Annotated in this window: 21 protein-coding genes; 11 read left to right on the top strand and 10 right to left on the bottom strand. The window is 71.8% G+C overall.

The window, feature by feature from the left end; all coding sequences use genetic code 11:
• Nucleotides 1-7: 7 nt before the first annotated feature.
• The 3 genes from ACT01A_RS14745 to ACT01A_RS14735 all read left to right on the top strand — a co-directional run bounded on the left by ACT01A_RS14745 (nt 8) and on the right by ACT01A_RS14735 (nt 4,317).
• Complete coding sequence (locus ACT01A_RS14745; RefSeq protein ID WP_445147842.1) at nt 8-1,561, top strand: SLC13 family permease; 1,554 nt, start codon at nt 8-10, stop codon at nt 1,559-1,561.
• An 87-nt stretch (nt 1,562-1,648) separates the two neighbouring features.
• Nucleotides 1,649-2,932, top strand: coding sequence for a hypothetical protein (locus ACT01A_RS14740; protein ID WP_445147841.1), 1,284 nt, complete (start codon nt 1,649-1,651; stop codon nt 2,930-2,932).
• Entirely contained in the window at nt 2,929-4,317 is a 1,389-nt protein-coding gene (locus tag ACT01A_RS14735; RefSeq protein ID WP_445147840.1) for an NlpC/P60 family protein, read from the top strand. Before ACT01A_RS14740 ends, ACT01A_RS14735 begins: the two co-directional genes overlap by 4 nt.
• 1 nt (nt 4,318) lies before the next feature.
• Here ACT01A_RS14735 and ACT01A_RS14730 read toward each other — a convergent pair whose 3' ends face one another.
• The 10 genes from ACT01A_RS14730 to ACT01A_RS14685 all read right to left on the bottom strand — a co-directional run bounded on the left by ACT01A_RS14730 (nt 4,319) and on the right by ACT01A_RS14685 (nt 14,565).
• Nucleotides 4,319-4,942: a glyoxalase gene (locus ACT01A_RS14730; protein WP_445147839.1), complete on the bottom strand. Its 624-nt coding sequence runs from the start codon at nt 4,940-4,942 to the stop codon at nt 4,319-4,321.
• A 10-nt stretch (nt 4,943-4,952) separates the two neighbouring features.
• Complete coding sequence (locus tag ACT01A_RS14725; protein ID WP_445147838.1) at nt 4,953-5,564, bottom strand: hypothetical protein; 612 nt, start codon at nt 5,562-5,564, stop codon at nt 4,953-4,955.
• 3 nt (nt 5,565-5,567) lie between these two features.
• Nucleotides 5,568-6,512, bottom strand: coding sequence for a hypothetical protein (locus tag ACT01A_RS14720; RefSeq protein ID WP_445147837.1), 945 nt, complete (start codon nt 6,510-6,512; stop codon nt 5,568-5,570).
• Between the two features lie 66 nt (nt 6,513-6,578).
• Nucleotides 6,579-7,466, bottom strand: a complete 888-nt coding sequence (locus ACT01A_RS14715; RefSeq protein WP_445147836.1) for a 2-deoxy-5-keto-D-gluconate 6-phosphate aldolase domain-containing protein — start codon at nt 7,464-7,466, stop codon at nt 6,579-6,581.
• 3 nt (nt 7,467-7,469) lie between these two features.
• Nucleotides 7,470-8,969 (bottom strand): CoA-acylating methylmalonate-semialdehyde dehydrogenase, encoded by a 1,500-nt coding sequence (locus ACT01A_RS14710; protein WP_445147835.1) that lies wholly within the window; start codon nt 8,967-8,969, stop codon nt 7,470-7,472.
• Nucleotides 8,966-9,796: a 5-deoxy-glucuronate isomerase gene (gene iolB, locus ACT01A_RS14705; RefSeq protein ID WP_445147834.1), complete on the bottom strand. Its 831-nt coding sequence runs from the start codon at nt 9,794-9,796 to the stop codon at nt 8,966-8,968. Before iolB ends, ACT01A_RS14710 begins: the two co-directional genes overlap by 4 nt.
• Entirely contained in the window at nt 9,793-11,700 is a 1,908-nt protein-coding gene (iolD, locus tag ACT01A_RS14700) for a 3D-(3,5/4)-trihydroxycyclohexane-1,2-dione acylhydrolase (decyclizing) (protein WP_445147833.1), read from the bottom strand. The genes iolB and iolD overlap by 4 nt, the downstream gene beginning before the upstream one ends.
• Complete coding sequence (iolC, locus tag ACT01A_RS14695) at nt 11,697-12,644, bottom strand: 5-dehydro-2-deoxygluconokinase (protein WP_445147832.1); 948 nt, start codon at nt 12,642-12,644, stop codon at nt 11,697-11,699. Before iolC ends, iolD begins: the two co-directional genes overlap by 4 nt.
• Entirely contained in the window at nt 12,641-13,675 is a 1,035-nt protein-coding gene (gene iolG, locus ACT01A_RS14690) for an inositol 2-dehydrogenase (RefSeq protein WP_445147831.1), read from the bottom strand. The genes iolC and iolG overlap by 4 nt, the downstream gene beginning before the upstream one ends.
• A complete protein-coding gene (locus tag ACT01A_RS14685; protein WP_445147830.1) occupies nt 13,672-14,565 on the bottom strand; it encodes a sugar phosphate isomerase/epimerase family protein in 894 nt (297 codons plus the stop codon). The genes iolG and ACT01A_RS14685 overlap by 4 nt, the downstream gene beginning before the upstream one ends.
• A 129-nt stretch (nt 14,566-14,694) precedes the next feature.
• On the opposite strand from ACT01A_RS14685, the gene ACT01A_RS14680 reads away from it, so the two are divergent.
• The 8 genes from ACT01A_RS14680 to ACT01A_RS14645 are packed head-to-tail and all read left to right on the top strand — an operon-like array spanning nt 14,695 to nt 22,986.
• Nucleotides 14,695-15,456 carry a DeoR/GlpR family DNA-binding transcription regulator gene (locus ACT01A_RS14680; RefSeq protein WP_445147829.1) on the top strand — a complete coding sequence of 254 codons (762 nt, stop codon included), beginning with the start codon at nt 14,695-14,697 and terminating at the stop codon, nt 15,454-15,456.
• Nucleotides 15,453-16,796: a 6-phospho-beta-glucosidase gene (locus ACT01A_RS14675; RefSeq protein ID WP_445147828.1), complete on the top strand. Its 1,344-nt coding sequence runs from the start codon at nt 15,453-15,455 to the stop codon at nt 16,794-16,796. Before ACT01A_RS14680 ends, ACT01A_RS14675 begins: the two co-directional genes overlap by 4 nt.
• On the top strand, nt 16,793-17,692 hold the full coding sequence (locus ACT01A_RS14670) for a carbohydrate kinase family protein (protein WP_445147827.1): 900 nt from the start codon (nt 16,793-16,795) through the stop codon (nt 17,690-17,692). The genes ACT01A_RS14675 and ACT01A_RS14670 overlap by 4 nt, the downstream gene beginning before the upstream one ends.
• Before the next feature lie 23 nt (nt 17,693-17,715).
• Nucleotides 17,716-19,062: an extracellular solute-binding protein gene (locus tag ACT01A_RS14665; protein ID WP_445147826.1), complete on the top strand. Its 1,347-nt coding sequence runs from the start codon at nt 17,716-17,718 to the stop codon at nt 19,060-19,062.
• Between the two features lie 22 nt (nt 19,063-19,084).
• Complete coding sequence (locus ACT01A_RS14660) at nt 19,085-20,005, top strand: carbohydrate ABC transporter permease (protein WP_445152832.1); 921 nt, start codon at nt 19,085-19,087, stop codon at nt 20,003-20,005.
• Nucleotides 20,002-20,820 (top strand): carbohydrate ABC transporter permease, encoded by an 819-nt coding sequence (locus tag ACT01A_RS14655; RefSeq protein WP_445147825.1) that lies wholly within the window; start codon nt 20,002-20,004, stop codon nt 20,818-20,820. Before ACT01A_RS14660 ends, ACT01A_RS14655 begins: the two co-directional genes overlap by 4 nt.
• A gap of 7 nt (nt 20,821-20,827) precedes the next feature.
• Complete coding sequence (locus ACT01A_RS14650; RefSeq protein WP_445147824.1) at nt 20,828-21,937, top strand: ABC transporter ATP-binding protein; 1,110 nt, start codon at nt 20,828-20,830, stop codon at nt 21,935-21,937.
• Nucleotides 21,934-22,986, top strand: a complete 1,053-nt coding sequence (locus ACT01A_RS14645; protein ID WP_445147823.1) for an SIS domain-containing protein — start codon at nt 21,934-21,936, stop codon at nt 22,984-22,986. Before ACT01A_RS14650 ends, ACT01A_RS14645 begins: the two co-directional genes overlap by 4 nt.
• Nucleotides 22,987-23,158: the final 172 nt, after the last annotated feature.

The raw sequence follows: 23,158 nt of genomic DNA, 5'->3' as shown, positions 1-23,158 counted from the left end.
CTAGCGCGTGGACGACGCGGCGGTCACGTTCGTCGTCCTCGGCGTCGCGATCGCGCTGTTCGTGGTCAACCGGCTGCCGGTGGCGATCGTCGCGCTGGCGGTGCCGCTGGCGCTCTACGCGGCGGGGGTGATCGGCGTTGAGGCGACGTTCGCGGGCTTCGGCGATCCGACGGTGATCTTCATCGCGTCGCTGTTCGTGGTCAGCGAGGCGCTCGACGCGACCGGGGTGACGACGTGGGCGGGGCGGCGGCTGATGGCTGCGGCGGGGGACCGGTCCTCGCGGTTGGTGGCGATGGTGTTGGCCTTGAGCGCGCTGCTGTCGGCGGTGCTGACGCCCAACGGCGCGATCGCCGCGCTGCTGCCGATGACCGTGCTCGTCGCGCTGCGGTTGCAACGCGCGCCGTCGAAGCTCCTGATGCCGATGGCCTTCGCGGCGCACGCCGGTGCGTTGTTGGTGTTGATGGGGTCGCCGGTCAACGTGCTGGTCGCCGAGGAGGCCGAGGCGGCGACCGGGCAGCCGTTCGGGTTCTTCGAGTTCGCGCTGGTGGGCGTGCCGCTGGTGGTCGCCGCGATCGTCATCGGTGTCGTCTTCGCCGGGCGGCTGCTGCCTGACCGCCGACCGCGTGAGCTGTCGGTCGACCTCTCCGGCCACGCGCGCACGTTGATGAAGCAGTACGCGGTCGACGAGGAGCTGTTCACGCGTGCGTCTGGCGTGGCGGAGGTCGTGGTCCCGCCGCGCTCGCCGCTGATCGGCCAGGCGTTCTTCCCCGGGATGACGACGCCGAGCGGCGACCTGGTGGTGTTGGCCATCCACCGCGCGGGGCGCGACGCGGAGGCCGGCGAGGTCGCGCTGGCCGCCGGCGACGTGCTGCTGTTGGAAGGGCCGTGGGAGGCGCTGGACCGCCACCTCGATCGCAACGTGCTGGTGGTCGACGACCCTGCCGACATCCGCCGCCAGGTCGTGCCGCTGAGCGCGGGGGCCAAGCGCGCGCTGGTGGTGCTCGCCGCGATGGTGGTTGCCTTGGGCGCCGGGCTGATGCCGCCCGCGGTCGCCGGGGTGTTGGCGGCCAGCGCGCTGGTGGTGTTGCGGGTCATGGACGTCGACGCGGCCTATCGCGCGATCCACTGGACGACCGTGATCCTGATCGCCGGCCTGATCCCGCTGTCGCACGCGCTACAGACCACGGGCGCCGCGGACGACCTCGCCGACGTGCTGCTCGACGTCGTCGGCAACGCCGGCCCGCACGTCATGTTGGTGGCCTTGTTCCTGGTCGCGGTCGCCTTCAGCATCGCCGTCAGCAACACGGCGACCGCGCTGATCCTGATCCCCGTCGGCCTTTCTGCCGCCGACGCGCTGCACGTTTCACCGCGCCCGATCCTGATGTCGATCGCGGTCGCCTGCAGCGCCTCGTTCCTGACCCCGATCTCCACGCCGGGCAACCTGATGATCATGGGCCCGGCGGGCTATCGCTTCGGCGACTACTGGCGCTTCGCGTTGCCGTTCTTGGCCGCCTACGCGCTGGTCGCGATCCTCTGGGTTCCGGTGGTGTGGCCGTTCTGACCGACGGCACTGGACCTATGGCCAGTAAGCGGGCTAGAGCATTGGGGATCGCTGGGACCCGGGAGTAGGGTCGCCGCCAGAGCGAGCATGCTGGCGGCGCAGACGACCAACACCGAAGGCTGGTCGATCGGGCTCATAGTGGCCTATTTCTTCGTGTTGCTGCTCACGCGATGGCTGTTCGTCGCGCGGCCGCAGCAACGGGCGTCGGAGGCGATGCTCGACGGGTTGGAGGCCGAGATCCTCGCTCTGCCCGGAGAGGCCAAGGGCGCGCTGGACGCGATCGGGCGCGCACGACAGCTGCGCAACGATCAGCCCAACGCGCTGCTGCGGATGCTGAGCTGGAGCGGCGCGCGGGACATCGCGATCTGGCGGTTGGGCCACGACGCGCAGCGGCTGGCAATCGCGGGGATGTCGTTCGAGCAGGTCAGCGCGCGGCTGGCGCGAGGGCGCGCGGAGGTCAGCGAGCTGCCGGCGTCCTCGCAGGACTACTGGAGCGTCGCGCTGCGCACGGCGTGGACGCCCGCCCAAGACGCGACCGCGCGCGCGACGCTCAACGAGTTCTTGGTGGAGTTGTTCGACGCGCGCGACGTGAAGTTCGCCAACCTCGCCACCGCGCAGACGCGCGTGGTCTGGATCGCGAGCGTCGGCCTGGTCTTGATCCTGTTGCTGACCCAGCACGAGTACGACGCGGTGTTCGCGGCCGGCGCCACCGGCGCGGTCGTCGCCCGGATGCGGTCGGCGCTTCAACAGCGTGACGTCGCCAGCGACTACGGCCTGAGCTGGTCGAGCCTGGCGCTGACGCCGGTCGCGGGCGCGCTGTCGGCGTGGGTCGGGCTGTTCTTCGTGTCCTTGCTCCAGGACCTCGAGATCCTCAACCTGAAGGAGCAGCTCGGCACGGTCACCGCCGACGACATCCGCAACCCGAAGGCGCCGCTGCTCGGCCTGGCGATCCTGTTCGGCTTCGCCGAGCGGCTGCTCAACCGGGTCGGCGACGAGCTGCAGGAGAGCGTGGCCGCCAACAAGTCCGTCGTCCCGCCGAGCCCGGCCACGGGCGTCCTCGTCGCGCCGCCGGTCGAGCTGCCCGCCGCGTCGCCCGCGGCAGCAGAAGTGGTTGAGGACGAGGAGGTCGACGAGGTCGAGCACTACGGCGAGGAGAGCCCGGTGACCGGCCTGAGCCTCGGCGACGTCGAAGGCGTGGAAGACACCCCGCCGATCGACGAGGAGGACGACGACGAGGCCGTCGCGGACGAGGGCGAGGGCGAAGCGGTGGACGAGGGCGCGCCGGACGTCAGCCTCGGGGAGGTCGAGGCGGCGATGGCGGCGCCCGCGCTGGAAGAAGAGGACGACGACGAAGGAGGCGACCCGCGATGACGCTCACGCCGTTGCAGGAGGCGCGCGCCAGATGGCTGGCCGAGCAGGGCTGCAAGTACCCGCGCACGACCGTGCAGGAGGCGGTGCGCGTCGGCCTGCCGTTGTCCTATGCCTTGGCGTTCCTGCAAAAAGAGTCTTCCGGGCGCGACGAGCACGGGCGCGCCGCGTTCGGCCTCAACCTCTTCGGCCACGACGCGGTCCCGAACCCCATCAAGGGCGGGACCGTCAACCGCACCCGCTACCAGCAGTACGTCAGCGCCCGGCGCGCCGGGCACGGCATGCAGGGCGTCGGCCCGTGCCAGCTGACGTGGTGGCAGTTCCAGGATCACGCCGACCAGCTCGGCGGCTGTTGGAAGCCGGCCTACAACATGCGCGTCGGGTTCGGGATCGCCAAGGCCTTGATCCAGAAGCACGGCAAGCAGCGCGGCGCCGCGCGCTACAACGGCACCGGCGACGCCGCCGAGGCCTACGGTCGCGACTGGCTGGCCAAGCAGCGCCACTGGCACGACCTGTTGGAGGACGTCGGCGGCGGGGGCGGCCCCGCCGCGCCGCCGCGCCCCAAGCCGGCGCGCCCCAAGGCCAAGCCCGCGCCGGCGCCCGCCCCGGCCGGCCAGCGCCGCGCCTTCGTCCTGACCAGCCCCTACATGAAAGGCAAGGACATCAAGCGCTTCCAGGAGGCGCTCAACGCCCGGCTGCGCGCGCGCAAGCTCGGGCTGCGCGTCGAGGCCGACGGCGAGTACGGCCCCGAGACCAACGCCGCCTACCGCGAGGTCGCCTACGCGCTCGGCCTCAACGACGAGACGATCGCCAAGGGCCCGACGATCGGCGCGCAGCGGATCGTCGAGGACCCCGAGACGCGCACGCCCGAGCAGCTCAAGCTCGCCAAGAAGCGCGCGAAGGAGGGCGGGTCGGTCGACAAGGTGCTGCGCTGGTGTGAGTCCAAGGTCGGGACCGTCGAGCGCCCCGCCAACTCCAACCGCGGCGCCGAGATCGACAAGTGGCAGTCCGAGTTCGGCATCGGCGGCACCTACTGGTGCGGCGCGTTCGTCGGCTACGCGGTCCGGCGCGTCGGCGGCGTCCCGATCTCCAACAGCGTGGTCTACACGCCGTCGATCCTCGCCGCCGCCCACGCGCGCACCGGCGGCTATGAGGGCTTCTACGCGTGGAAGGACCGCAAGCCCGGCGACCTCGTCCTGTTCCGCTTCCCGGGCGGCAGCCGCGACCCGGTCCACCACGTCGGCATCTACCTCGGCGACGGCTACACGATCGAGGGCAACACGAGCAGCGGCAGCGCCGGCGACCAGTCAAACGGCGGCGGCGTCTTCAAGCGCAAGCGCGACCCGAGCGTCATCGTCGGCTGCGCCCGCCCGCGCTACTGCCGCTGAGCTACTCCCAGGCGAAGCCGTCCGGATCGGTGAACGCCTCGCCGCTGGCGATCGCGATCCGGTGCGCGCCGCTGCCCTCCGGGTCGACGCCCGCGTCCTTGGCCAACGCCTTGCGCCCGTAGAGCGCCAACTTGACCGGAGCCTCATCGGCCTCGAACTCCACGTACTTGCTCCCGAAGCTCTTGCCGACGGCCAGGCCCTGATCGACGTAGAACTTCTTGCTCGCCTTCACGTCCGCGACGCCGAGCAGCAACACGAGGTCATCAACATCGCGCGTTGCCGTCCCGTCGTCCTTCTTGGAGGAGGTCGCGACCTTCCAGAGCGTCCCGTCCGGCGCCTGCACCACGCCGCCGTAGCCCCAGAGGCTCTTCTTGGCGGGCTTGACCACCGTCGCGCCCGCGCTCACGGCGCTGGCGACGAACCCGTCCACCGTGCTCGGGCCCGCCACCACGAGCGAGAGCGTGAAGCCGCGGAAGCCGGTCGAGGTCGATGCGCCATCCGCGGCGCGGACCCGGATCCGGTCGCCGAGGCCGAACGCCTGCTCGTAGAACCGCTCCGCCGCGGCGGGGTCCGGGACCTCCAAGGTGATGTGGTCGATGGTCGTCGTCGTGATCGTGCTGGGCATGCCGGCGAAGCTACGCCGGGTCGGCCGATCCCGCTTCTCGATTCCTGATCACCGCGCGTCCGCGCCAGCCGACGCCGAGCACCCACACGCCTGCGAAGAGCAGCAGGAGGCCGCCGACGAACAGCGCGATCGCCGCCACCGCGACCGACTTGCGGGCGCGTGCGACGACGTAGAAGTAGTTGGAGGACGTGCGATGGTCGTCGAAGTCGCAGACCACGGTGGTGCCACCCGGCGGCGTCTCGAAGGCGGCCATCTGCTCGCCGACGCTGGACTCGGTGCGGGTGGCCGCGTAGCTGAGGTCGATCGTCTGACGGGTGCCGTCTGGCTTGTCCACGACGCAGCTCATCTGGGCAATGGCATTGGCTTGGTAGGGGCGCCGGAGCACCGCCGGGTCGGCGAGCAGGAGCAGTTCGTGGCGGCCGCCGCTGTCGAAGCGCAGCGGGTGCGGGATCTCGGCGCGGTCGGCGGCGAAGGCGACGTGCGTGGTCTGCGCCAGCCAGGCGGTCGCCGCGCCGATGGCCAGGATCAGCGCGCCGACGGCGATCATGATGGCGCCGGCCTTGACCCAGCCGTGGCGGCGTTCGGTGCCGACGACCAGCCGCGGCGGCGGCGAGGCGGCCATCGCTCAGCCGCCCATCGCGACCCGGTAGGCCTGGGCGATCCCGAGGTCCGAGCTGATCCGACCCATCCAGCGCTCGCGCGCGCCCGCCCACTCGCGGGGCGGGACGCCGGCCCCGACCGCCAACTGCTCCTGGCGCGCGGGGTCCTCGGTCCAGCCGTCGGCGGCGATCGCGCGCTGCACGGCGACGAACGCGTCCCAGGAGACCAGGTCCTGCACCGCGTGCGGGTCGCCGTCGACCGCCACGCCGGCACGGGCCATCAGCTTGGCCGCGAAGCCGTCGGCCGCGATCGGCGGCGGCTCGATCTCCGCGACCTCGTCCTTGCGCGCGATCGCCGGCGGCTGCCCGACGCCGGGGTCGGCCATCGCCGCGCGCGCCCAGTCGAGCTTGACCTTGTCGGGGCGCTTGGGGTCGACCCACGCCGGCAGCGTGCGGCCTGCGGCGAACAGGTGCGTGGCATAGAACGACGGGACCACGTTCTTGATCGTCAACTCGTAGTCCTCGTGCCCGTCGACGTGGACCACGACGACCGCGTCGGAGACCTTGGTCAACCCCATCATGATCGAGCGCCGCCCGGTGCGGACGATCGTCGCGGTCCCTTCGACCCACTTCTGCCGCGCCTTGCCGAGGCCGTCGCTGTCGTCCTCGATCCCGGGCGCGGGCGGCTCCTTTAGCCGCTTCCACCGGGTCGTGCCGACGGTGCCCCACTCGATGACCGCCGCGTCCTTGTCGACGCGCAGGCCGACCGTCTGCCCGAGGCGCACCTCCTCCTCTGGGTCCAGCCGCTGGCGGATGCCGTACAGCTGCCCACCCGCCTCGACGGCGTAGTGATCCATCCGGATCGGTTCGTCGTCGTGCGTGAAGCCGACCCGGATGCCGACGATGCGGCCCTGCATCTGCGCGCCACGCGCGAGGACCTTCTGCGGGTCTGGACCGAACAGCGGGCTCATGCGGGCGAGTCTTCCGCCGCGCGCGACCGCTGTCAGTGTCACCTCGGTCTCGACCGTGGCGCGGGCTCAGCCCGCGCGGAACACGTCCACGAACCGCAGGTAGCTCGTCGCGATCTGCTGCGCCGCGTCCTCGCGGGAGAGCGTTCCGGCGAGGTGCGCGCGGACCGGACCGCGCCAGATCGAGCGGCCGATCGCAAAGCCGGCGAAGCCTTCGGTGGACGCGGCGATGCGCAGCCAGTGGTCGACGCGGTCGTCGGGCGCGCCCGCGCCGAGGATCGTCAGCGCGACGTCCGCACGGCCGGGACCGGTGCGGGCAACGCGGGCTGCTGCTGCGGCGTCCTGCGGCGCGTCGAGGCCTTCGAGCTTCCAGACGTCGGGCTCGACGCCGGTCACCTGGAGCTCCTCGATCGCCCGCACGATCAGCGCGGGCCGCAGCTCCAGCTCAAAGCGCAGGCGGTCGCCCTCGACGGTGGCGAGCTGCGCTTCAGTCGGAACGACGATCAACTCGAACAGCAACTTGCGGCCGGTCTCGCGCAACCACCCCGACAACTCGGCCAAGCGCGCGGACTGCTCCGCGTTGCCGGCGGCGTCGCCGTCGGCGTTGTAGCGCACGAGCACCTTGGCAAAGGTGGGGTCGAAGGCCTCGACGTGCGCGCGCCATTCGTCGCCGTAGGCGAAGTCGAAGAGCTCGCGGTCGGGGGCCTCGACGGGCATCACCACCAACAACCCGTCGGCCTTGGCGTCGCGCGCGACCTGCGCGCCGTAGAGCTCGTCGACCAGCACGCCGACCTGGCCGGCGGGCAGGTCGCGCAGCTCCAGGGCGCGGCGGCCACCCTCGAAGATGAGGTGCTTGGCGTCGGCCATCAGCACCTCCTGCTCGGGCGTCGGGTCGCCGTCGGTGTCGAAGACCGTCCGCGCGAACACGCCGCGGTGGTCGAAGGCCAACAGGAACATCGGCTAGCGCTCCACGAAGTAGGAGCCGGAGCCCTGGCCGTCGGAGAACCAGCGGCTGGTCACGGTCTTCTTCCTGGTGAAGAACTCCACGGCGTCCGGGCCGTGCGCGTGCAGGTCACCCAAGAACGAGTCCTTCCAGCCGCTGAACGGGAAGAAGGCGACGGGTGCCGCGACGCCGATGTTGACGCCGACCATGCCGGCCTCGACCTCATGGCGGTAGCGACGCACCGCGGCGCCGCTCTCGGTGAAGATCGACGTGCCGTTGCCAAAGCGCGACGCGTTGACGATCGCAATTGCGTCGTCGAGCGTCTCGGCGCGCACGATCGTCAGGACCGGCCCAAAGACCTCCTCGGCGACGATCTCCGCATCGGGTGCGACGTCGTCGAGGATCGTCGGGCCGACGAACGCGCCGCCCTCGGCGACGCCTTCGACCCCGCGGCCGTCGACCACCGCGACCGCGCCCGCGGCGACCGCCGCGTCGACGTGCGCCGCGATCCGGTCGCGCGCTTGGCACGAGATCACCGGGCCGACGTCGGTGGACGCGTCGGCGCCGTCGCCGACGCTCAGCGCGCGCGTCGCCTCGGCCAGCGGCCCGATCAACGCCTCGTGCGCGTCTCCGACCGTGACGACGACCGAGCCCGCCATGCAGCGCTGGCCGGCCGCGCCGAACGCGCTCGCAAGCAGGCCGTCAACGGTCTTGCCGATCACCGCGTCGGGCATGACCACCATGTGGTTCTTGGCCCCGCCGAGCGCCTGCACGCGCTTGCCGGTCTTGGCCGCGCGCTCGTAGACCAGCTTGGCCACCGGGGCGCTGCCGACGAACGAGATCGCGTTGACGCCGGGGTGGTCGAGCAGCCCTTCGACGACCTCGCGGCCGCCGTTGACGAGGTTGACGACGCCGGGCGGCAACCCAATGCCATCGAGAACCTCGAAGGCGATCTGCTGGGTCATCGGCACCTGCTCGGACGGCTTCAACACGAAGGTGTTGCCGCAGCCGATCGCAAACGGCAGAAACCAGAACGGCACCATCATGGGGAAGTTGAACGGGGCGATCGCCGCGCAGACGCCGACCGGCTGGCGGATCGTCTCGGCGTCGATCCCGCGCGAGACGTCCTCGAGGATCCGGCCCTGCATCGTCGTCGGGATCGCGCAGGCCGCCTCGACCATCTCGACCGCGCGGGCGACCTCGGCGCGCGCGTCGCCGATCGTCTTGCCCATCTCGGCGGTGACGCTCTGCGCGAGGTCCTCGGACCGCGCGATCAAGCCCTCGCGCAGCGCGAACAGCCGCCGCGCGCGCTCGATGACGTTGACGTCGCGCCACGCCGGGAGCGCCGCGCGGGCGGCGGCGACCGCGGCGTCGACGTCGGCCGCGCCGCTGAGCGGGACCTGCGCGAGCGTCGCGCCGGTCGCGGGGGCGATCACGTCGAGCGTGCCTGCGGCGTCGCGCGCGGGGACCCACGTGCCGCCGATGTAGTTGTTCAACAGGTCGGTGGAGATCGTCATAGGGAAAAGGGGAGGAGGGAGGGATCGAGCGTCGCGCCGTCGGCGCGCGTCCAGGCCAAGGCCGGGTCGTCGGTGAACGCCCACTGCCGGGAAGGCCCAGCCATCACGTTGAGGTAGTAGACGGCGACGCCGGGTGGCGCGGCGACCGTGTGGTAGCCGCGGGGCACCAGCACGACGTCGCGGTCGTGGACGGCGACGGTCTCATCGAGCGAGCGGTCGTCGGTGTAGACGCGCTGGATCCCGAAGCCGTCGGCGGGCGCGACGCGGTGGTAGTAGGTCTCTTCGAGCAGCGACTCGTCCGGCAGCGTGTCGCGGTCGTGCTTGTGCGGCGGGTAGCTGGACCAGTGGCCGGAAGGCGTGATGACCTCGGTGACCAGGAGCCGCTCGGCCGCCTGGTTGTCCATCATGATGTTCCCGACCACGCGCTCGTGTGTGTCGTAGCCACGCCGGACGACCTCGACGTCGGCCGCGCGCAGGGGCCGGGCCTCGGTGCCGCGCTCGGCGGGCGCCGTGCAGATGCCGACCTCCGCGCCGTCGTCGCCCGCCTGGACGCAGTAGACGGTGCCCGGGGGCAGGTAGGCCGCCTCGGGCGGGCCGGAGAACGGGTCGGGCCGGCCGCCGAGGTCGCGCCACTCGCCGTGCGCCGAGCGCACGTGGATCGTGCCGCAGATCACGACGACGCAGGCCTCGCGGTCGCCGGTGTCGCGCTCGACGATCGCGGCCGGTGCCAAGGTGATGGCCTCGAAGCCGACGTAGGTCCAGCCCGCGGACTCCGGGGTGACGACCACGGAGCCGTCGGGAGCGGGGCGTTGCAGGATGGTGCTCATGCTGGGCGGAGGTACGCGCGCTGCGCGGCGCGCTCGTCTTCGTAGCGCGCGCGGGCCGCGACGACCTCCGGGCGCTCGGAGACGGCGGCGACCGGGACGTCCCACCAGCTCTCGTAGCCGCCGACGGTGTGGAAGCGGTCGACCTCGACGTGGACGGCGACGGGGCCGTCGGCGGTGCGGGCGGCGGCCAGCGCGGCGGTCAGTTCCTCGCGCGTGTGCGCGCGCGTGACCGGGATGCCGAGGCTCTCGACGTTGGCGGCGAGGTCGATCGGCAGCGCGTCCGCCGGCGCGGCAAGGGCGTCGCCCTCGGCGTCGTCGAGCACTGGCGCGCCGGCGTCGTCGACGCGGTGGTGGGTCCCGAACCCGGCGCCGCCGACCGAGCGCGACAGCGCGCCGATCGAGGCATAGCCATGGTTCTGCACCAGCACCAACACGATGCGCGCGCGCAGCGCGACCGCGGTCGCCAGCTCGCCCGGCGACATCAGGTAGGAGCCGTCGCCGACCAACACGTACACCTCGCGCTCGGGTGCGGCGAGCTTGACGCCGATCCCGCCCGGGATCTCATAGCCCATGCACGAGAACCCATACTCGACGTGGTAGCCCTTGCCCGCCGGGTCGCGCGCGACCCACAGCTTGTGCAGGTCGCCGGGCAGCGAGCCCGCGGCCTGGACGACGACGCCGGTCTCGCCGGCCGCGTCGTTGACCGCGCCGATGACGGACGCCTGCGTGAGCGGCGCGTCGGGAGCGGGGAGCGAGACCACGCGCGCCACTTCGTCCGCCCACGTCGCGCGCTCGCTCTCGGCGCGGGCGGTCCACGCGGGGTCGGCGGTGTGGCCGGAGAGGGCGGAGCGGAGGGCGTCGAGCGTGACGCGCGCGTCGCCGACCAGTTGCAGCCCGGCGTGCTTGGCCGCGTCGAACGAGCAGACGTTGACGTTGACGAACCGGACGCCGTCGTCCTGGAAGGCGGTCTTCGAGGCGGTGGTGAAGTCGCTCCAGCGCGTGCCGATCCCGATCACCAGATCGGCCTCGCGCGCGAGCCGGTTGGCGGCCGCCGTGCCGGTCGCGCCGATCGCGCCAAGGGCACCAACATGGTCGCTCGGCAGCGCGCCGCGGCCCGCGTGCGTCTCGCCGACCGGGATGCCCGTGGCGGCGACCAGTGCGCGCAGCGCCTCGCACGCGCGCGAGTAGACGACGCCGCCGCCCGCGACGATCAGCGGGCGTTGGGCGCAGCGGATCAGCTCGATCGCGCGCGCGAGGCCCTCGGGAGCTGGCGGCTGGCGCTGGATCAGCCAGGTGCGCGGCTCCAGGAACGCCTCCGGGACCTCGACGACCTCGGCCTGCACGTCCTGCGGCAGCGCGAGCGTGACCGCGCCGGTCTGCGCCGGATCGGTCAGCACGCGCATCGCCTCCAACGCCGCGGGCACGAGCTGCTCGGGGCGGACGACGCGGTCGAAGTAGCGGGAGACCGGGCGCAGCGCGTCGTTGACCGACACGGTGCCGTCGTGCTCGACCTCGAGTTGTTGGAGAACGGGGTGCGGCGCGCGCGTGGCGAACGTGTCGCCCGGCAGCAGCAGCACGGGAAGGCGGTTGATGGTGGCCAACGCCGCGCCGGTGACGAGGTTCGTCGCGCCGGGGCCGATCGACGTCGTCACCGCGTAGGCGCCGAGGCGGTCGCGCTGGCGCGCGTAGCCCGCGGCGATGTGCACGAGCGCCTGCTCGTTGCGGCCCGGGATGTAGGGGAACTCATCACGCGACGCGTACAGCGCCTCGCCCAGCCCGGCGACGTTGCCGTGGCCGAAGATCCCGAGGCACCCGGCGAAGAACCGCTCGCGGACGCCGTCGCGCTCGACGTACTGGACGCTGAGGAACCGCACCAGCGCCTGGGCGACGGTCATGCGGGTCATGCCGCCACCGCCTCGCCGCCCAAGTCGGCCAGCGTCGGCATCGCATCGGCGCACGCGAGCTGCCCGGCGACGAACGAGCCCGCCGCGTTGGCCAGGCGCACGCAGCGCTCCGGCTCCCACCCGGCCAGCAGGCCGTGGCAGAGCGCGCCGCCGAACGCGTCGCCGGCGCCGAGGCCGCAGACGACGTCGACCGGCACCGGCGGAATGTCCCAGCGGCCGTCGCGCGTGGCGACGAGCACGCCGGCCGGGCCGCGCTTGACGATCGCGACGCGCACGCCCAATGCCAACAACTCGCTCGCCGCGGCGTCCGGATCCGACGTCCCGACCGCCACCTCGACCTCCTCGCGGTTGCCGACGGCGACCGAGGCGTAGGACAACGCGGCCCGCGCCTGTTCGCCTGCCTCGCGGGGGTCCTTCCAGAACATCGGCCGGTGGTCGAGGTCGTGGACGATCAAAGCGTCCGGGTCGGCCTCACGGCGCGCGCACAGCGCGGCGAGCGTCGCGCTGCGCGACGGCTCGGCCGATAGCCCGGTGCCGGTCGTCCACAGGATCCGCGCGGAGACCACGGCGTCCAGCGGCAGCTCGTCCTCGCGCAGCTGGAGGTCCGGCGCGCTCGGCTGGCGGTAGAAGAGCAAGGGGAAGTGGTCGGGCGGATGCAGCTCGCAGAACGCCAGCGGCGTGCGCAGCTCCGGGTCGGTCCCGACCAGCGCCGCGTCGACGCCGAACTCGGTCAGCGCGCGGCGCGCGTAGCGCCCGAAGGGGTCGTCGCCGACCTTCGTCAGGATCGCCGAGCGGTTGCCCAGCCGCGCCGCGGCGACCGCGACGTTGGTCGGTGAGCCGCCCAGGGACTTGGCGAACGTCGACACGTCCTCCAGCACGACGCCGGACTGCTCGGGGTAGAGGTCGACGCTGATCCGGCCCATGGCGAGCAGGTCATAGGTCATCGCGCGAGGACCTCCGCCTCGATCTCGGCGATCTCAACGCGGCGGCCCTCGGCCCGCGAGCGCAGCGCCGCCAACCCGATGACCAGCGGCGCACGGGCGTCGGCGACGCCGGGCGACCCGGGCGCGCCGGTGCGAACCGCCGCCACGAACGCGTCCCACTGCGCGAGGTAGGCGGGCACGTAGCGGTCGATGAAGAAGAACGGCAGCGGCGCGGTCGCGGTGCCCGCGGCGTCGCGCACCAGCGCGGTGTTGGCCAACGGGTTCTCCGACGCCGCCATCCCGCGCGCGCCGTGGACCTCGACGCGCTGGTCGTAGCCGTAGGACGCCTGGCGCGAGTTGTCGATCGAGGTCAGCGTCCCGTCGGCGTGCTCGAGCGTGACGATCGCGGTATCGACGTCGCCGGCCTCGCTGAACTCCGGGCGGATCCGCAGCGCGCCGTGCGCGCTGACCGCGACGACCTCGCTGCCGGTGATGAAGCGCGCCATGTCGAAGTCGTGGATCGTCATGTCCAAGAAGATCCCGCCCGACGTGCGCACGTATGAGAGCGGTGGCGGCTCCGGATCGCGGCTGGTGATCCGCACGAGGTGCGGCGCACCGACGCTGCCGTCGGCGACCGCCGCGCGGACGGCGGCGTGCGACGGGTCGAAGCGGCGGTTGAAGCCGATCTGGAAGGTCAGCGACGCGGTGGCGACCGCGTCCAGCGCGGCGTCGACCGCCGCGAGGTCCAGCGACACCGGCTTCTCGCAGAAGATCGCCTTGCCCGCGGCGGCCGCGGCGAGGATCAGCGCGACGTGCGTGTCGGTGCTCGTGCAGATCGCGACCGCGTCGACGGCGTCGGACTCGATCAGCTCCTGCGCGCTGGAGGCGACCGGGACGCCCAGCTCCGCCGAGACCGCGGCGGCGCTCGGCGCGTGGGCGTCGAAGACCATCGCGACACGCGCGCCCGCCACGCGGCGGTGCAGCAGCTCGGCGTGGAGGCGGCCGATGCGGCCGGTCCCGATGACGCCGACCCGCAGCTCGGAGCCGGTCATCGGACTCCGGCGCCGATCGTGCGCAGGAACTCGAGGCTCGCCGCCGCGTCGCGCACGGGACCCTCGCCAGGCTCCGGCGCCGCGCCGGTGATCGCGCAATCCTGCTCCAGCACCATCCAGCCGTCGTAGCCACGGGCGTCGAGCGCGGCGACCAGCGCGGCGATGTCCGCGTCGCCGGAGCCCAGCGGCACGAACAGCCCGGCCTGGACGGCGGCCATCAGCGTCAACTCGCCGGCGTTCAGGCGCGCGGCGACCTTCAAGTCAACGTCCTTGAGATGGACGTGGGCGACGCGGTCGCCGTGAGCGGCCACGAACTCCAGCGGGTCGTAGCCGCCGAGCGCGAGGTGGCCGGGATCCAGGCACCACGCGACCTCGCTCGACGACGCGAGGCGGTCGACCTCGGCGCGGCGCTCGATCAGCGTGCCCTGGTGTGGGTGCACGACGGTCGTCAGCCCCAGCTCGGCGGTCGCGGTGGCGACCGCGTCGACGCCTGCGGCGAGCGTCGCCCAGCCGTCGTCGTCCAGCGGCTGCGGCGCCGACCAGTCGGCGTCCTGCACGATCGCCAACACGAAGACCGAGGCGCCCGCGTCGGCCATCACCGACGCCACCCGGCGCGCCTGCGCCAGCGCGTCCTCGCGCAGCGCGGCGTCGTGCAGCACGAGCGGGACGAAGCCGCCGAGCAGTTGTAGGCCATGGGGCGCGAGCGCGCTGCGGATCGCCGCGGCGTCCAATGGCAAGTAGTCGTCGACGGGGCCAAGCTCGGTGGCGGTCAGGCCGAGGCCGGCCATCTCGCCGAACACGCGATCGGGAGGCAGCATCGCGCCCCAGCCGGGGACCTCGCAGACTCCCCAACTGATGGGGGCTCCTGCCAGGTGACGATCGGTCGACATGGCGGCCAAGCTAACGACGCATCGATCAGGCGTCAACAAATTCGCACAAATTCTTGTTCGAATCTGTAAGGTGCCGCCCGTTGAGTCTCTGGGCAGTCACAGAAACGAACAGCTGGACGGGGTCGTCACGTGCCTGAACGCGTGACGGTCCCGGCACAGCGCCGTCAGCGGATCCTCCAGGCCGTGCGGTCCGGGACCGCCCATGTCTCGGAGCTCGCCCGCGCCTTCGAGGTGAGCGAGATGACGGTCCGGCGCGATCTGCACGCCCTGGAGCGCGACGGCAAGCTCGAGCGCGTGCACGGCGGCGCGGTCGACACCGTCCCCGAGCGGCCGTTCGGCGAGATCGCGCTGGAGGGCCAGGAGGTCAAGGACCGCATCGGCGCTGCTGCCGCCGCGCTCGTGCAGGACGGCCAGACGGTCATGCTCGACATCGGCACGACGACGCTGCAGATCGCGCGCCACCTGCGCGGGCGCAACGTCACGCTCATCACCACCAACTTGGCGGCGCTCGACGAGCTCCGCGACGACGAGGACGTCGAGATCGTCCTCCCCGGCGGCCTCGTGCGCCGCAACTACCGCTCGATGGTCGGCGTGCTCGCCGAGGAGGCGCTGCGCCAGCTCAACGCCGACGTCGTCTTCCTGGGGACCTCCGCCATCGACCCGGACCTCTCAGTGTGGGACACGACCATGATCGAGGTCCCCATCAAGCGAGCCATGATCCGGGCTGCCGGGCGCGTGGTGCTCGTCGCCGACAGCGAGAAGTTCTCGATGAGCGGCGTCGTGCGCGTGTGCGGTCCCGAGGAGCTGGATCTGATCATCACCGACGCGGGCCTTCCGGCAGGCGACCGCGCGGCCATCGAAGACGCCGGGATCGAGGTAACCATCGCATGAAGCTCACGATCGTCGGCGGCGGCGGGTTCCGCGTGCCCTTGGTCTACACCGCGTTGATGGACATGCGGGATCGCCTGGGTATCGAGGAGGTCGTGCTCCACGACGTCGAGCAGCATCGTCTTGACCGCATCGCCCCCGTCCTCAGCGGGCTGGCGATCGAGCGCGGCGTGCAGCTTCCGTTCCGCGGTACGACCGACCTCGTCGACGCGGTCCAGGGCGCCGCCTTCGTGCTCTGCGCGATCCGCGTCGGGCAGCTCGAGGGCCGCGTCGTCGACGAGAGCGTCCCGCTCGGTCACGGCGTCCTGGGTCAGGAGACCACCGGCCCCGGCGGCCTCTGCTTCGCGCTCCGGACGATCCCGGTGATGATGGAGCTGGCCAACACGATGGCCGAGCACGCGCCTGAGGCGTGGCTGATCAACTTCACCAACCCGGCCGGGATGGTCACCGAGGCCGTCCAGCGCGTGCTCGGCGACCGCGCGATCGGGATCTGCGACTCGCCTGCCGGCCTGATGCGCCGCGTCGCCCGCGCGCTCGGCCGCGAGGCTGATGAGTTGTGGTTTGACTACTTCGGCCTCAACCACCTCGGCTGGCTGCGCGGCGTGCGAGACGGCGACCAGCAGCTGCTGCCCGGCCTGCTGGAGCAGGACGCGTTGTTGGACACCTTCGAGGAGGGCCGCCTGTTCGGCGGCGAGTGGCTGCGCTCGTTGGAGATGATCCCAAACGAGTACCTGTACTACTTCTACTACTCGGCCGACACCGTCAACGCGATCCGCCAGAGCCCGGAGTCGCGCGGCGCCTTCCTGCTGCGTCAGCAGAGCGCGTTCTACGCCGAGGGCGAGCAGCCGCCGGCTGTTGCGCTTGAGTCCTGGCGCGGGACGCGGCACGACCGCGAGCGCACCTACATGGCCGAGGCGCGCAGCGCGGCCGGCGATGGCCACGAGCACGAGATCGACGAGAACGGCGGCTACGAGGGCGAGGCGATGGCCGTCCTGGAGGCGATTGCCAACAACACGCGCGCCGTGTTGGTGTTGAACACCGCCAACCGCTCCAGCCTGCCGTTCCTGGACGACCGCGCGGTCGTCGAGGTGCCCTGCATCGTCGGGCGCTCCGGCCCCGTGCCGGTCGCGATGGGCGAGGTCGCCCCGCACGCGCGCGCGCTCGTGGAGACGATGAAGGACGTCGAGCGCACGACGATCGACGCCGCGCTATCGGGCTCGCGCCGCCAGGCGATCAAGGCCTTGGCCTTGCACCCGCTCGTCCCGTCGGTCGCCACCGCGCGCGAGATCTTCGAGGAGTACTGCGAGCGGCTGCCGGGCTTGGCGGAGGCGTTCGCCAAGTGACCATCGACCTCGTCTGCGCCGATCCGGCGTTCGTCGACCTCACGTTCGTGGGGCTCGACGCGCTGCCCGCGCCGGGCGAGGAGCGCCATGCCGACGACCTGCTCCGCTCCCCCGGGGGCGCGGGCACGGTGGCGATCGGCGCCGCGCGGCTGGGGCTGAAGACGGCGCTCGCGTCGCCGCTGGGCGACGACGCCGAGGGCGCGTTCGTGCGCTCGGTGCTCGTCGCCGAGGGCGTCAAGCTGCCGCCGCGCACGGTCGCGCGCACGCCGGTCACCGCGGTCCTGCCGCACGCGGGCGAGCGCGCGATGGTCACCTTCGACCCCGACGAGCGCGCCACGCGCGCCGACGTGGAGTCGTTCGCGCCGCGCGCGGTCCTCACGTCGCTCACGCGCCTCGATTGCGTGCCGGGCGAGACCATGTTGTATGCGACGTCGGGCGACGCCGAGGCGCGCGCCCACGCCGAGGGCGAGCCGCTTCCGGAGCGCCTGCGGACCGCCCGCGCGCTGCTGGTCAACGCGCGCGAGGCGCGGCTGCTGACCGGCACCGAGCACGTCGTCGACGCAGCGTTCTCGCTCGCCGCCCGCGTGCCGCGCGTCGTCGTGACGCTCGGGCCGAACGGCGCGCTGATCGCCGCCGGCGACGACGTGACCGAGGTTCCGGGCGTCGACGGCATCGAGGCCGTCGACACGACGGGCGCGGGCGACCTGTTCGCCGCCGCCTACATCTGGAGCGACTTGGCCGGCGCCACGCCGGAGGACTGCCTGCGCTGGGCCTGCCTGGCCGCGGCGCTGTCGGTGCGCGTCCCCACCGCGGTGGCGGGCGCGCAGACCATCGACCAGCTCGCCGCGGCGGGCATCGAACGCGGGCTGGCCGTCCCGGGCCGGACCACGACCTGAACACACGGAGGAGGATGTTGTTGATGCGCATGAGGGTGATGGGCTCGCTGGCCGCAATCGCGGCGACGGCGCTCGCAGCAGGATGTGGCACGCCGGGCGATTCGAGCGATGACGCTCCGAAGACGACGACGGCGACCGCGTCGCAGACCAAGCCGGACATCGCCAAGGCTGGCGACGTCACGCTGACGGTCTGGGACCAGGAGGTCCGCGGCGGCCAGGCCGCGCAGATCAAGGAACTCAACAAGCAGTTCATGGCGAAGTACCCCAACGTCAAGATCAAGCGCGTGGCGAAGTCGTTCGACGACCTCAACACGACGCTGAAGCTGGCGGTCTCCGGCCCCAAGGCGCCGGACGTCGTCGAGGCCAACCAGGGCCTGGGCGTCATGGGCCAGCTCGTCAAGGGCAAGCTCCTGCGCCCGGTCGACGACTACGCCAAGATCTACGGCTGGGCCGATCGCTACCCGAGCCTCCTGCTCGACCTCAACAAGTTCGAGGCCGACGGGACGACGTTCGGCACGGGCGAGCTGTACGGCCTCTCGCAGATGGGCGAGATCGTGGGCGTCTTCTACAACAAGAAGAAGATCACCGAGGTCCCCAAGACGCTGGCCGAGTTCGAGGCCGCGTTGGAGAAGGCCAAGTCCGACGGCGACGTGCCGATCCAGTTCGGCAACCTCGACAAGTGGCCCGGCATCCACGAGTACGAGACCGCGCTGGCCACGGCGGCCGACAAGACCGCGGTGCGCGACTTCGTCTTCCAGAAGGACGGCGCCTCGTTCGACACCCCCGAGTTCCAGGCCGGGGCGGCCAAGCTCCAGGACTGGGTCAAGAAGGGGTACTTCACGAAGGACTTCAACGGCACGGGCTACGACCCGGCGTGGCAGCGCTTCGCCAAGGGCAAGGGCACGTTCTTGATCGCCGGCACCTGGCTGGTGGCCGACCTGGCCGACCAGATGGGCGATGACGTCGGGTTCTTCACGATCCCCGGCGAGACCGCGGGCGACCCGGTCGCGCTCGGCGGCGAGTCGCTGCCGTTCACGATCACGTCGAAGTCCAAGAACCCCGACGTGGCCGCGGCCTACATCGACTTCCTGACCGACCAGAACGCGGCCAACGTGCTGACGGAGACCAAGAACCTGGCGGCCATGAAGTACGACACGCCGGCGCCCGAGGGCGCACTGACGCAGGACGTCGCGGCCGCCTGGAAGGCGCTCGGCGAGGCCGACGGCCTGATCCCGTACGCCGATTACACGACGCCGACGTTCGGCGACGACCTCGGCGGCGCGATCCAGAACATGCTGGCGCTGAAGGACTCGCCGACCGAGTTCACGGCCGGCGTGCAGAAGAAGGTCGACGCCTCCAAGAGCAGCTAGGTCCGTGGCGACCCGTCCCATCATCGCCGAGGAGGTCCCCGCCGCGCGTGTGCGCGGCGGGGCCGCCCCGCCGGGCGAGCCCCGGCGCATCGGCTACGTGTACCTGATCCCCGCGCTGCTGATCTTCGGGGCGTTCACGCTCGTCCCGCTGCTGCACGCGGTCTGGCTCTCGTTCTTTGAGTGGGACGGCATCACGGCCGGCAAGTGGGTCGGCCTGGGCAACTACGGCGACGTCTTCTCAGACCCCGTGCAGCGCAAGGCATTTGGCCACGCGCTGCTGCTGATCGTCTTCTACGCCTTGCTGCCGACGGCGATCGGCCTGCTGCTGGCCGGCGTCGTCGCGCGCACGCACGTGCGCGGGTTCACGTTCTTCCGCGTCGTGCTGTTCCTGCCGCAGGTCGTGGCGCTGGTCGTCGTGGCCGTGATGTGGCGGATGATCTATGACCCCAACGACGGGCCGATCAACGAGGCGCTGCGCGCCGTCGGGCTCGGCGGGCTGGCGAAGTCCTGGCTCGGCGACTTCGGCGTCGCGCTGCCCGCGGTCGGTCTGATCGGCACGTGGGTGATGTACGGGTTGTGCATGGTCTTGCTGACCGCGGGGGTCCAGAAGATCCCGCGGTCGCTGTATGACGCCGCGCGCGTCGACGGCGCCGGGCCGGTCCGCGAGTTCGTTGCGGTGACGCTGCCGGCGCTGCGCGGCGAGATCGCGGTGGCGCTGACGCTCTGCACGATCCAGGCGCTGCGCAACTTCGACATCATTTACAACACGACCAAGGGCGGGCCGGGCGACGCGACGTCGGTCCCCGCCTACCAGGTCTACCAGCGCGCGTTCGAGACCGGGCAGGTCGGCTCGGCCGCGGCGATGGGCCTGACGCTGGCCGTCGTCATCTTCCTGCTGTCGACCGCGATCAACCAGATCGCCGAACGGGGGTCGCAGCGATGACCAGCCGCCGTGAGCAGTCGTTCACCTACGCCTTGCTCGGCGTTTTCTCGCTGATCGCGCTGCTGCCGATCGTCGGGATCGTCTTCACCGCGCTGCAGCAGAAGGGCGGCGGCGCGTCGTTCGGGTCCTTCGATGGTTTTCACTTCGACAACTTCAAGCGCGCCTGGCAGGACGGCAACTTCGGGACCTACCTGAAGTCCTCGGCGATCGTCGCCGTGTCGGTCGTCGGGATCTCGACGGTCGTCTCGATCCTCGCCGGCTACGCGTTCGGGATGATGCGCTTCCGCTTCGCCCAGCCGTTGTTCTACATCTTCCTGCTCGGCCTGATGGTGCCGATGGAGGCGATGATCGTCCCGCTGTACTACGACCTGCGCGACCTGGAGCTGACCGACACCTACTGGGCGCTGATCCTGCCCCAGGCGGGGACGTCGATCGCGTTCGGCACGTTCTGGATGCGGGCGTTCTTCCGGTCGGTGCCGCCGTCGCTGGTCGAGGCGGCGCGGATCGACGGCGCGTCGAGCTGGTTCACGCTCTGGCGCGTGCTGTTGCCGCTGGCCAAGCCGGCGGTGCTGACGATGGTCGTGTTGTTGTTCATGTGGACCTGGAACGAGTTCCTGCTGGCGCTCGTCATGGTCACCGACGAGGGCCTGCGCACCGCGCCGCTGGGCCTCAGCTTCTTCGTCGGCCGCAACCAGGCCGATCTCACGCTGCTGGCGGCGGGCGCCGTGATCGTCGCCTTCCCCGTGGTCGTGTTGTACGTGTTCCTCCAGCGCCATTTCATCCGGGGCATGGTCTCGGGTGCCGTGAAGGGGTAGTTCGCAAATGGGTGCAGTCCGCTTCAGCGAGGTCCGCAAGTCCTACGGCGACCACGAGGTCGTCCACGGTCTGGACCTGGAGATCGCCGACGGCGAGTTCATGGTCTTGGTCGGGCCCTCGGGTTCCGGCAAGACGACGGCGCTGCGGATGCTCGCGGGCCTGGAGTCGATCACCGGAGGTGAGATCCGGATCGGCGACCGCGTCGTCAACCAGGTCGCGCCGCGCGAGCGGGACATCGCGATGGTCTTCCAGGACTACGCCTTGTACCCGCAGATGACCGTGTTCGACAACCTGGCCTTCGGGCTGCGGCGGCGCAAGACGCCGAAGGCCGACATCGAGCGGCGCGTCCGGGAGGCCGCCGCGTCGCTGGGCCTGGACCCGTATCTGGCGCGCAAGCCCGGCCAGCTCTCCGGCGGCCAGGCCCAGCGCGTCGCGCTCGGCCGCGCGCTGGTGCGCGACCCGCAGGTCTTCCTGATGGACGAGCCGCTGTCCAACCTCGACGCGAAGCTGCGCACGCAGACGCGCGGCGAGATCAAGCGCTTACAGCAGGACGTGCGCACGACCACCGTCTACGTCACCCACGACCAGGTCGAGGCGATGACGATGGGCGACCGGATCGCCGTGATGAACGACGGCCGGCTGGAGCAGGTCGGCACGCCGGAGGAGCTCTACGAGCGGCCGGCCAACATCTTCGTCGGGGGCTTCATCGGCTCGCCCGCGATGAGCTTCATCACCGCGTCGGCCGAGGCGGCGCCGGACGGCGGCGGGACGCGCCTGCGCGCGGGCGAGGTCGACCTCGTGCTGCCGGGCGTCGAAGGCCTGCCGTCCGAGGTCGCGGTCGGCGTGCGGCCGGAGTGCGCGCGGATCTGGGATCCGTCGCACCCGACGATGGCCGGCCCCGTGGCCGGCGAGGTCAGCTTCGTCGAGGCGCTGGGCCGCGAGACGTTCGTCGGCGTTCACGTCGGCGATGACCGCCGCGTCGTCGTCCACCACGACGGTCGCTCGACGCTGCTGCCCGGCGACCGCGTCGAGTTCGGCGTCCTGCCGGGTGCGCTGCGCTTCTTCGACGCCGAGAGCGGCCAGGCGCTGGCGCCGGCGTCCCGGGTCGCCGCGTGAGCGCGGCCGCCGAGGTCCTGCACGACGAGATCGCCGAGCAGCCGCGCGCGTGGCGCGGGCTGCTGGCGCGCGACGCGGAGATCGCCGCCGTCGCCGGGGCGCTCGGCGCGCTCGATCCGCCGCTGGTCCGGATCGCCGCGCACGGCACCTCCGATCACGCCGCGATCTACGCGTCCTACCTGCTGCGCGCGCTGCGCGGCTGGACGGTCGTGCGCGACTCGATGTCGATGCCCTTGTACTACGGCGTCCCTGCGGCGCGGCCGGGCGAAGTGGCAATCGGGATCTCGCAGTCCGGCGAGACGCCGGACGTCGTGGCGTGGTTGACGCGCGCGGGGGAGGCGGGCGCGACGACCGTCGCGATCACCAACGGCGAGGGCTCGGCGCTGGCACAGGTCGCCGACCATGTCCTATATGTCGGCGTGGGCGCCGAGCGGTCGATCGCCGCGACCAAGACCTACACCGGGACGCTGGCCGTCCTGGCGCTGCTGGCCGGGCACCTCGCGGGGCGCGGGCCGGCGCTGGCCGCGGGCCTGGCGTCGGCGGCCGACGCCGCCGACGTGCTGTTGGGTGGCCTCGACGCCGTGGTGGCACCGGTGGCGAGCGCGCTGGCGGGCATCGACCGCATGTACTTGGTCGCGCGCGGGATCGAGCTGGCGACGGCCAACGAGATCGCGCTGAAGCTGACCGAGGTCTGTTACTTGGGCGCCAAGGCGATGTCGGCGACCGCGATGGCCCACGGCCCGGTCGCGGCGCTGGACGCCGACGTGCCGCTGTGGGCGATCGCCGCGCCCGACGGCACGCTGCCCGCGGTGACCGAGGCTGCCCAGCGCGCCCAAGAGGCGGGCGCGCCGGTGATCGCCTCCGGGCCAGCGGCGTCTGAGCTGGGCGGTGCCGCGCACGTGCTCACCGTGCCCGCGCTTGATGAGCCGCTGTTGTCGCCGTTGCTCTCCGTGCTGCCGGGCCAGGCGTTCGCGTGGGCGCTGGCGCGCGCCAAGGGGATCGACCCGGGCGCGCCGCGGCACCTGCGCAAGGTGACGTCAGCGGCCTAGGCGCGTACGTCATTGCCGAATTTGTGCGGAGTTGTGAGAACGCTGCACAGGTCGGTGCACGGCCTCATTCGTGGTCTAATCGCTTGGAATGGCAGCGATTGACCGCGAAATTTGGCTCACCTGGTTGACACGAAAGTCACATAGATCTAGCTTCTTCGCGCATCTCGCTGTT

This window comes from Baekduia sp. Peel2402 (assembly GCF_052567285.1).
Note: the sequence above shows the minus strand (reverse complement) of the source record. Positions and strands in the feature narration are given on the sequence as shown.

What these genes read in the sequence shown, in the direction of transcription:
- ACT01A_RS14740 (WP_445147841.1), top strand. Translation starts at nt 1,649, where the DNA reads ATGCTGGCGGCGCAGACGACCAACACCGAAGGCTGGTCGATCGGGCTC.
- ACT01A_RS14735 (WP_445147840.1), top strand. Translation starts at nt 2,929, where the DNA reads ATGACGCTCACGCCGTTGCAGGAGGCGCGCGCCAGATGGCTGGCCGAG.
- ACT01A_RS14730 (WP_445147839.1), bottom strand. Translation starts at nt 4,942, where the DNA reads ATGCCCAGCACGATCACGACGACGACCATCGACCACATCACCTTGGAG.
- ACT01A_RS14725 (WP_445147838.1), bottom strand. Translation starts at nt 5,564, where the DNA reads ATGGCCGCCTCGCCGCCGCCGCGGCTGGTCGTCGGCACCGAACGCCGC.
- ACT01A_RS14720 (WP_445147837.1), bottom strand. Translation starts at nt 6,512, where the DNA reads ATGAGCCCGCTGTTCGGTCCAGACCCGCAGAAGGTCCTCGCGCGTGGC.
- ACT01A_RS14715 (WP_445147836.1), bottom strand. Translation starts at nt 7,466, where the DNA reads ATGTTCCTGTTGGCCTTCGACCACCGCGGCGTGTTCGCGCGGACGGTC.
- ACT01A_RS14710 (WP_445147835.1), bottom strand. Translation starts at nt 8,969, where the DNA reads ATGACGATCTCCACCGACCTGTTGAACAACTACATCGGCGGCACGTGG.
- iolB (WP_445147834.1), bottom strand. Translation starts at nt 9,796, where the DNA reads ATGAGCACCATCCTGCAACGCCCCGCTCCCGACGGCTCCGTGGTCGTC.
- iolD (WP_445147833.1), bottom strand. Translation starts at nt 11,700, where the DNA reads ATGACCCGCATGACCGTCGCCCAGGCGCTGGTGCGGTTCCTCAGCGTC.
- iolC (WP_445147832.1), bottom strand. Translation starts at nt 12,644, where the DNA reads ATGACCTATGACCTGCTCGCCATGGGCCGGATCAGCGTCGACCTCTAC.
- iolG (WP_445147831.1), bottom strand. Translation starts at nt 13,675, where the DNA reads ATGACCGGCTCCGAGCTGCGGGTCGGCGTCATCGGGACCGGCCGCATC.
- ACT01A_RS14685 (WP_445147830.1), bottom strand. Translation starts at nt 14,565, where the DNA reads ATGTCGACCGATCGTCACCTGGCAGGAGCCCCCATCAGTTGGGGAGTC.
- ACT01A_RS14675 (WP_445147828.1), top strand. Translation starts at nt 15,453, where the DNA reads ATGAAGCTCACGATCGTCGGCGGCGGCGGGTTCCGCGTGCCCTTGGTC.
- ACT01A_RS14665 (WP_445147826.1), top strand. Translation starts at nt 17,716, where the DNA reads ATGCGCATGAGGGTGATGGGCTCGCTGGCCGCAATCGCGGCGACGGCG.
- ACT01A_RS14655 (WP_445147825.1), top strand. Translation starts at nt 20,002, where the DNA reads ATGACCAGCCGCCGTGAGCAGTCGTTCACCTACGCCTTGCTCGGCGTT.
- ACT01A_RS14650 (WP_445147824.1), top strand. Translation starts at nt 20,828, where the DNA reads ATGGGTGCAGTCCGCTTCAGCGAGGTCCGCAAGTCCTACGGCGACCAC.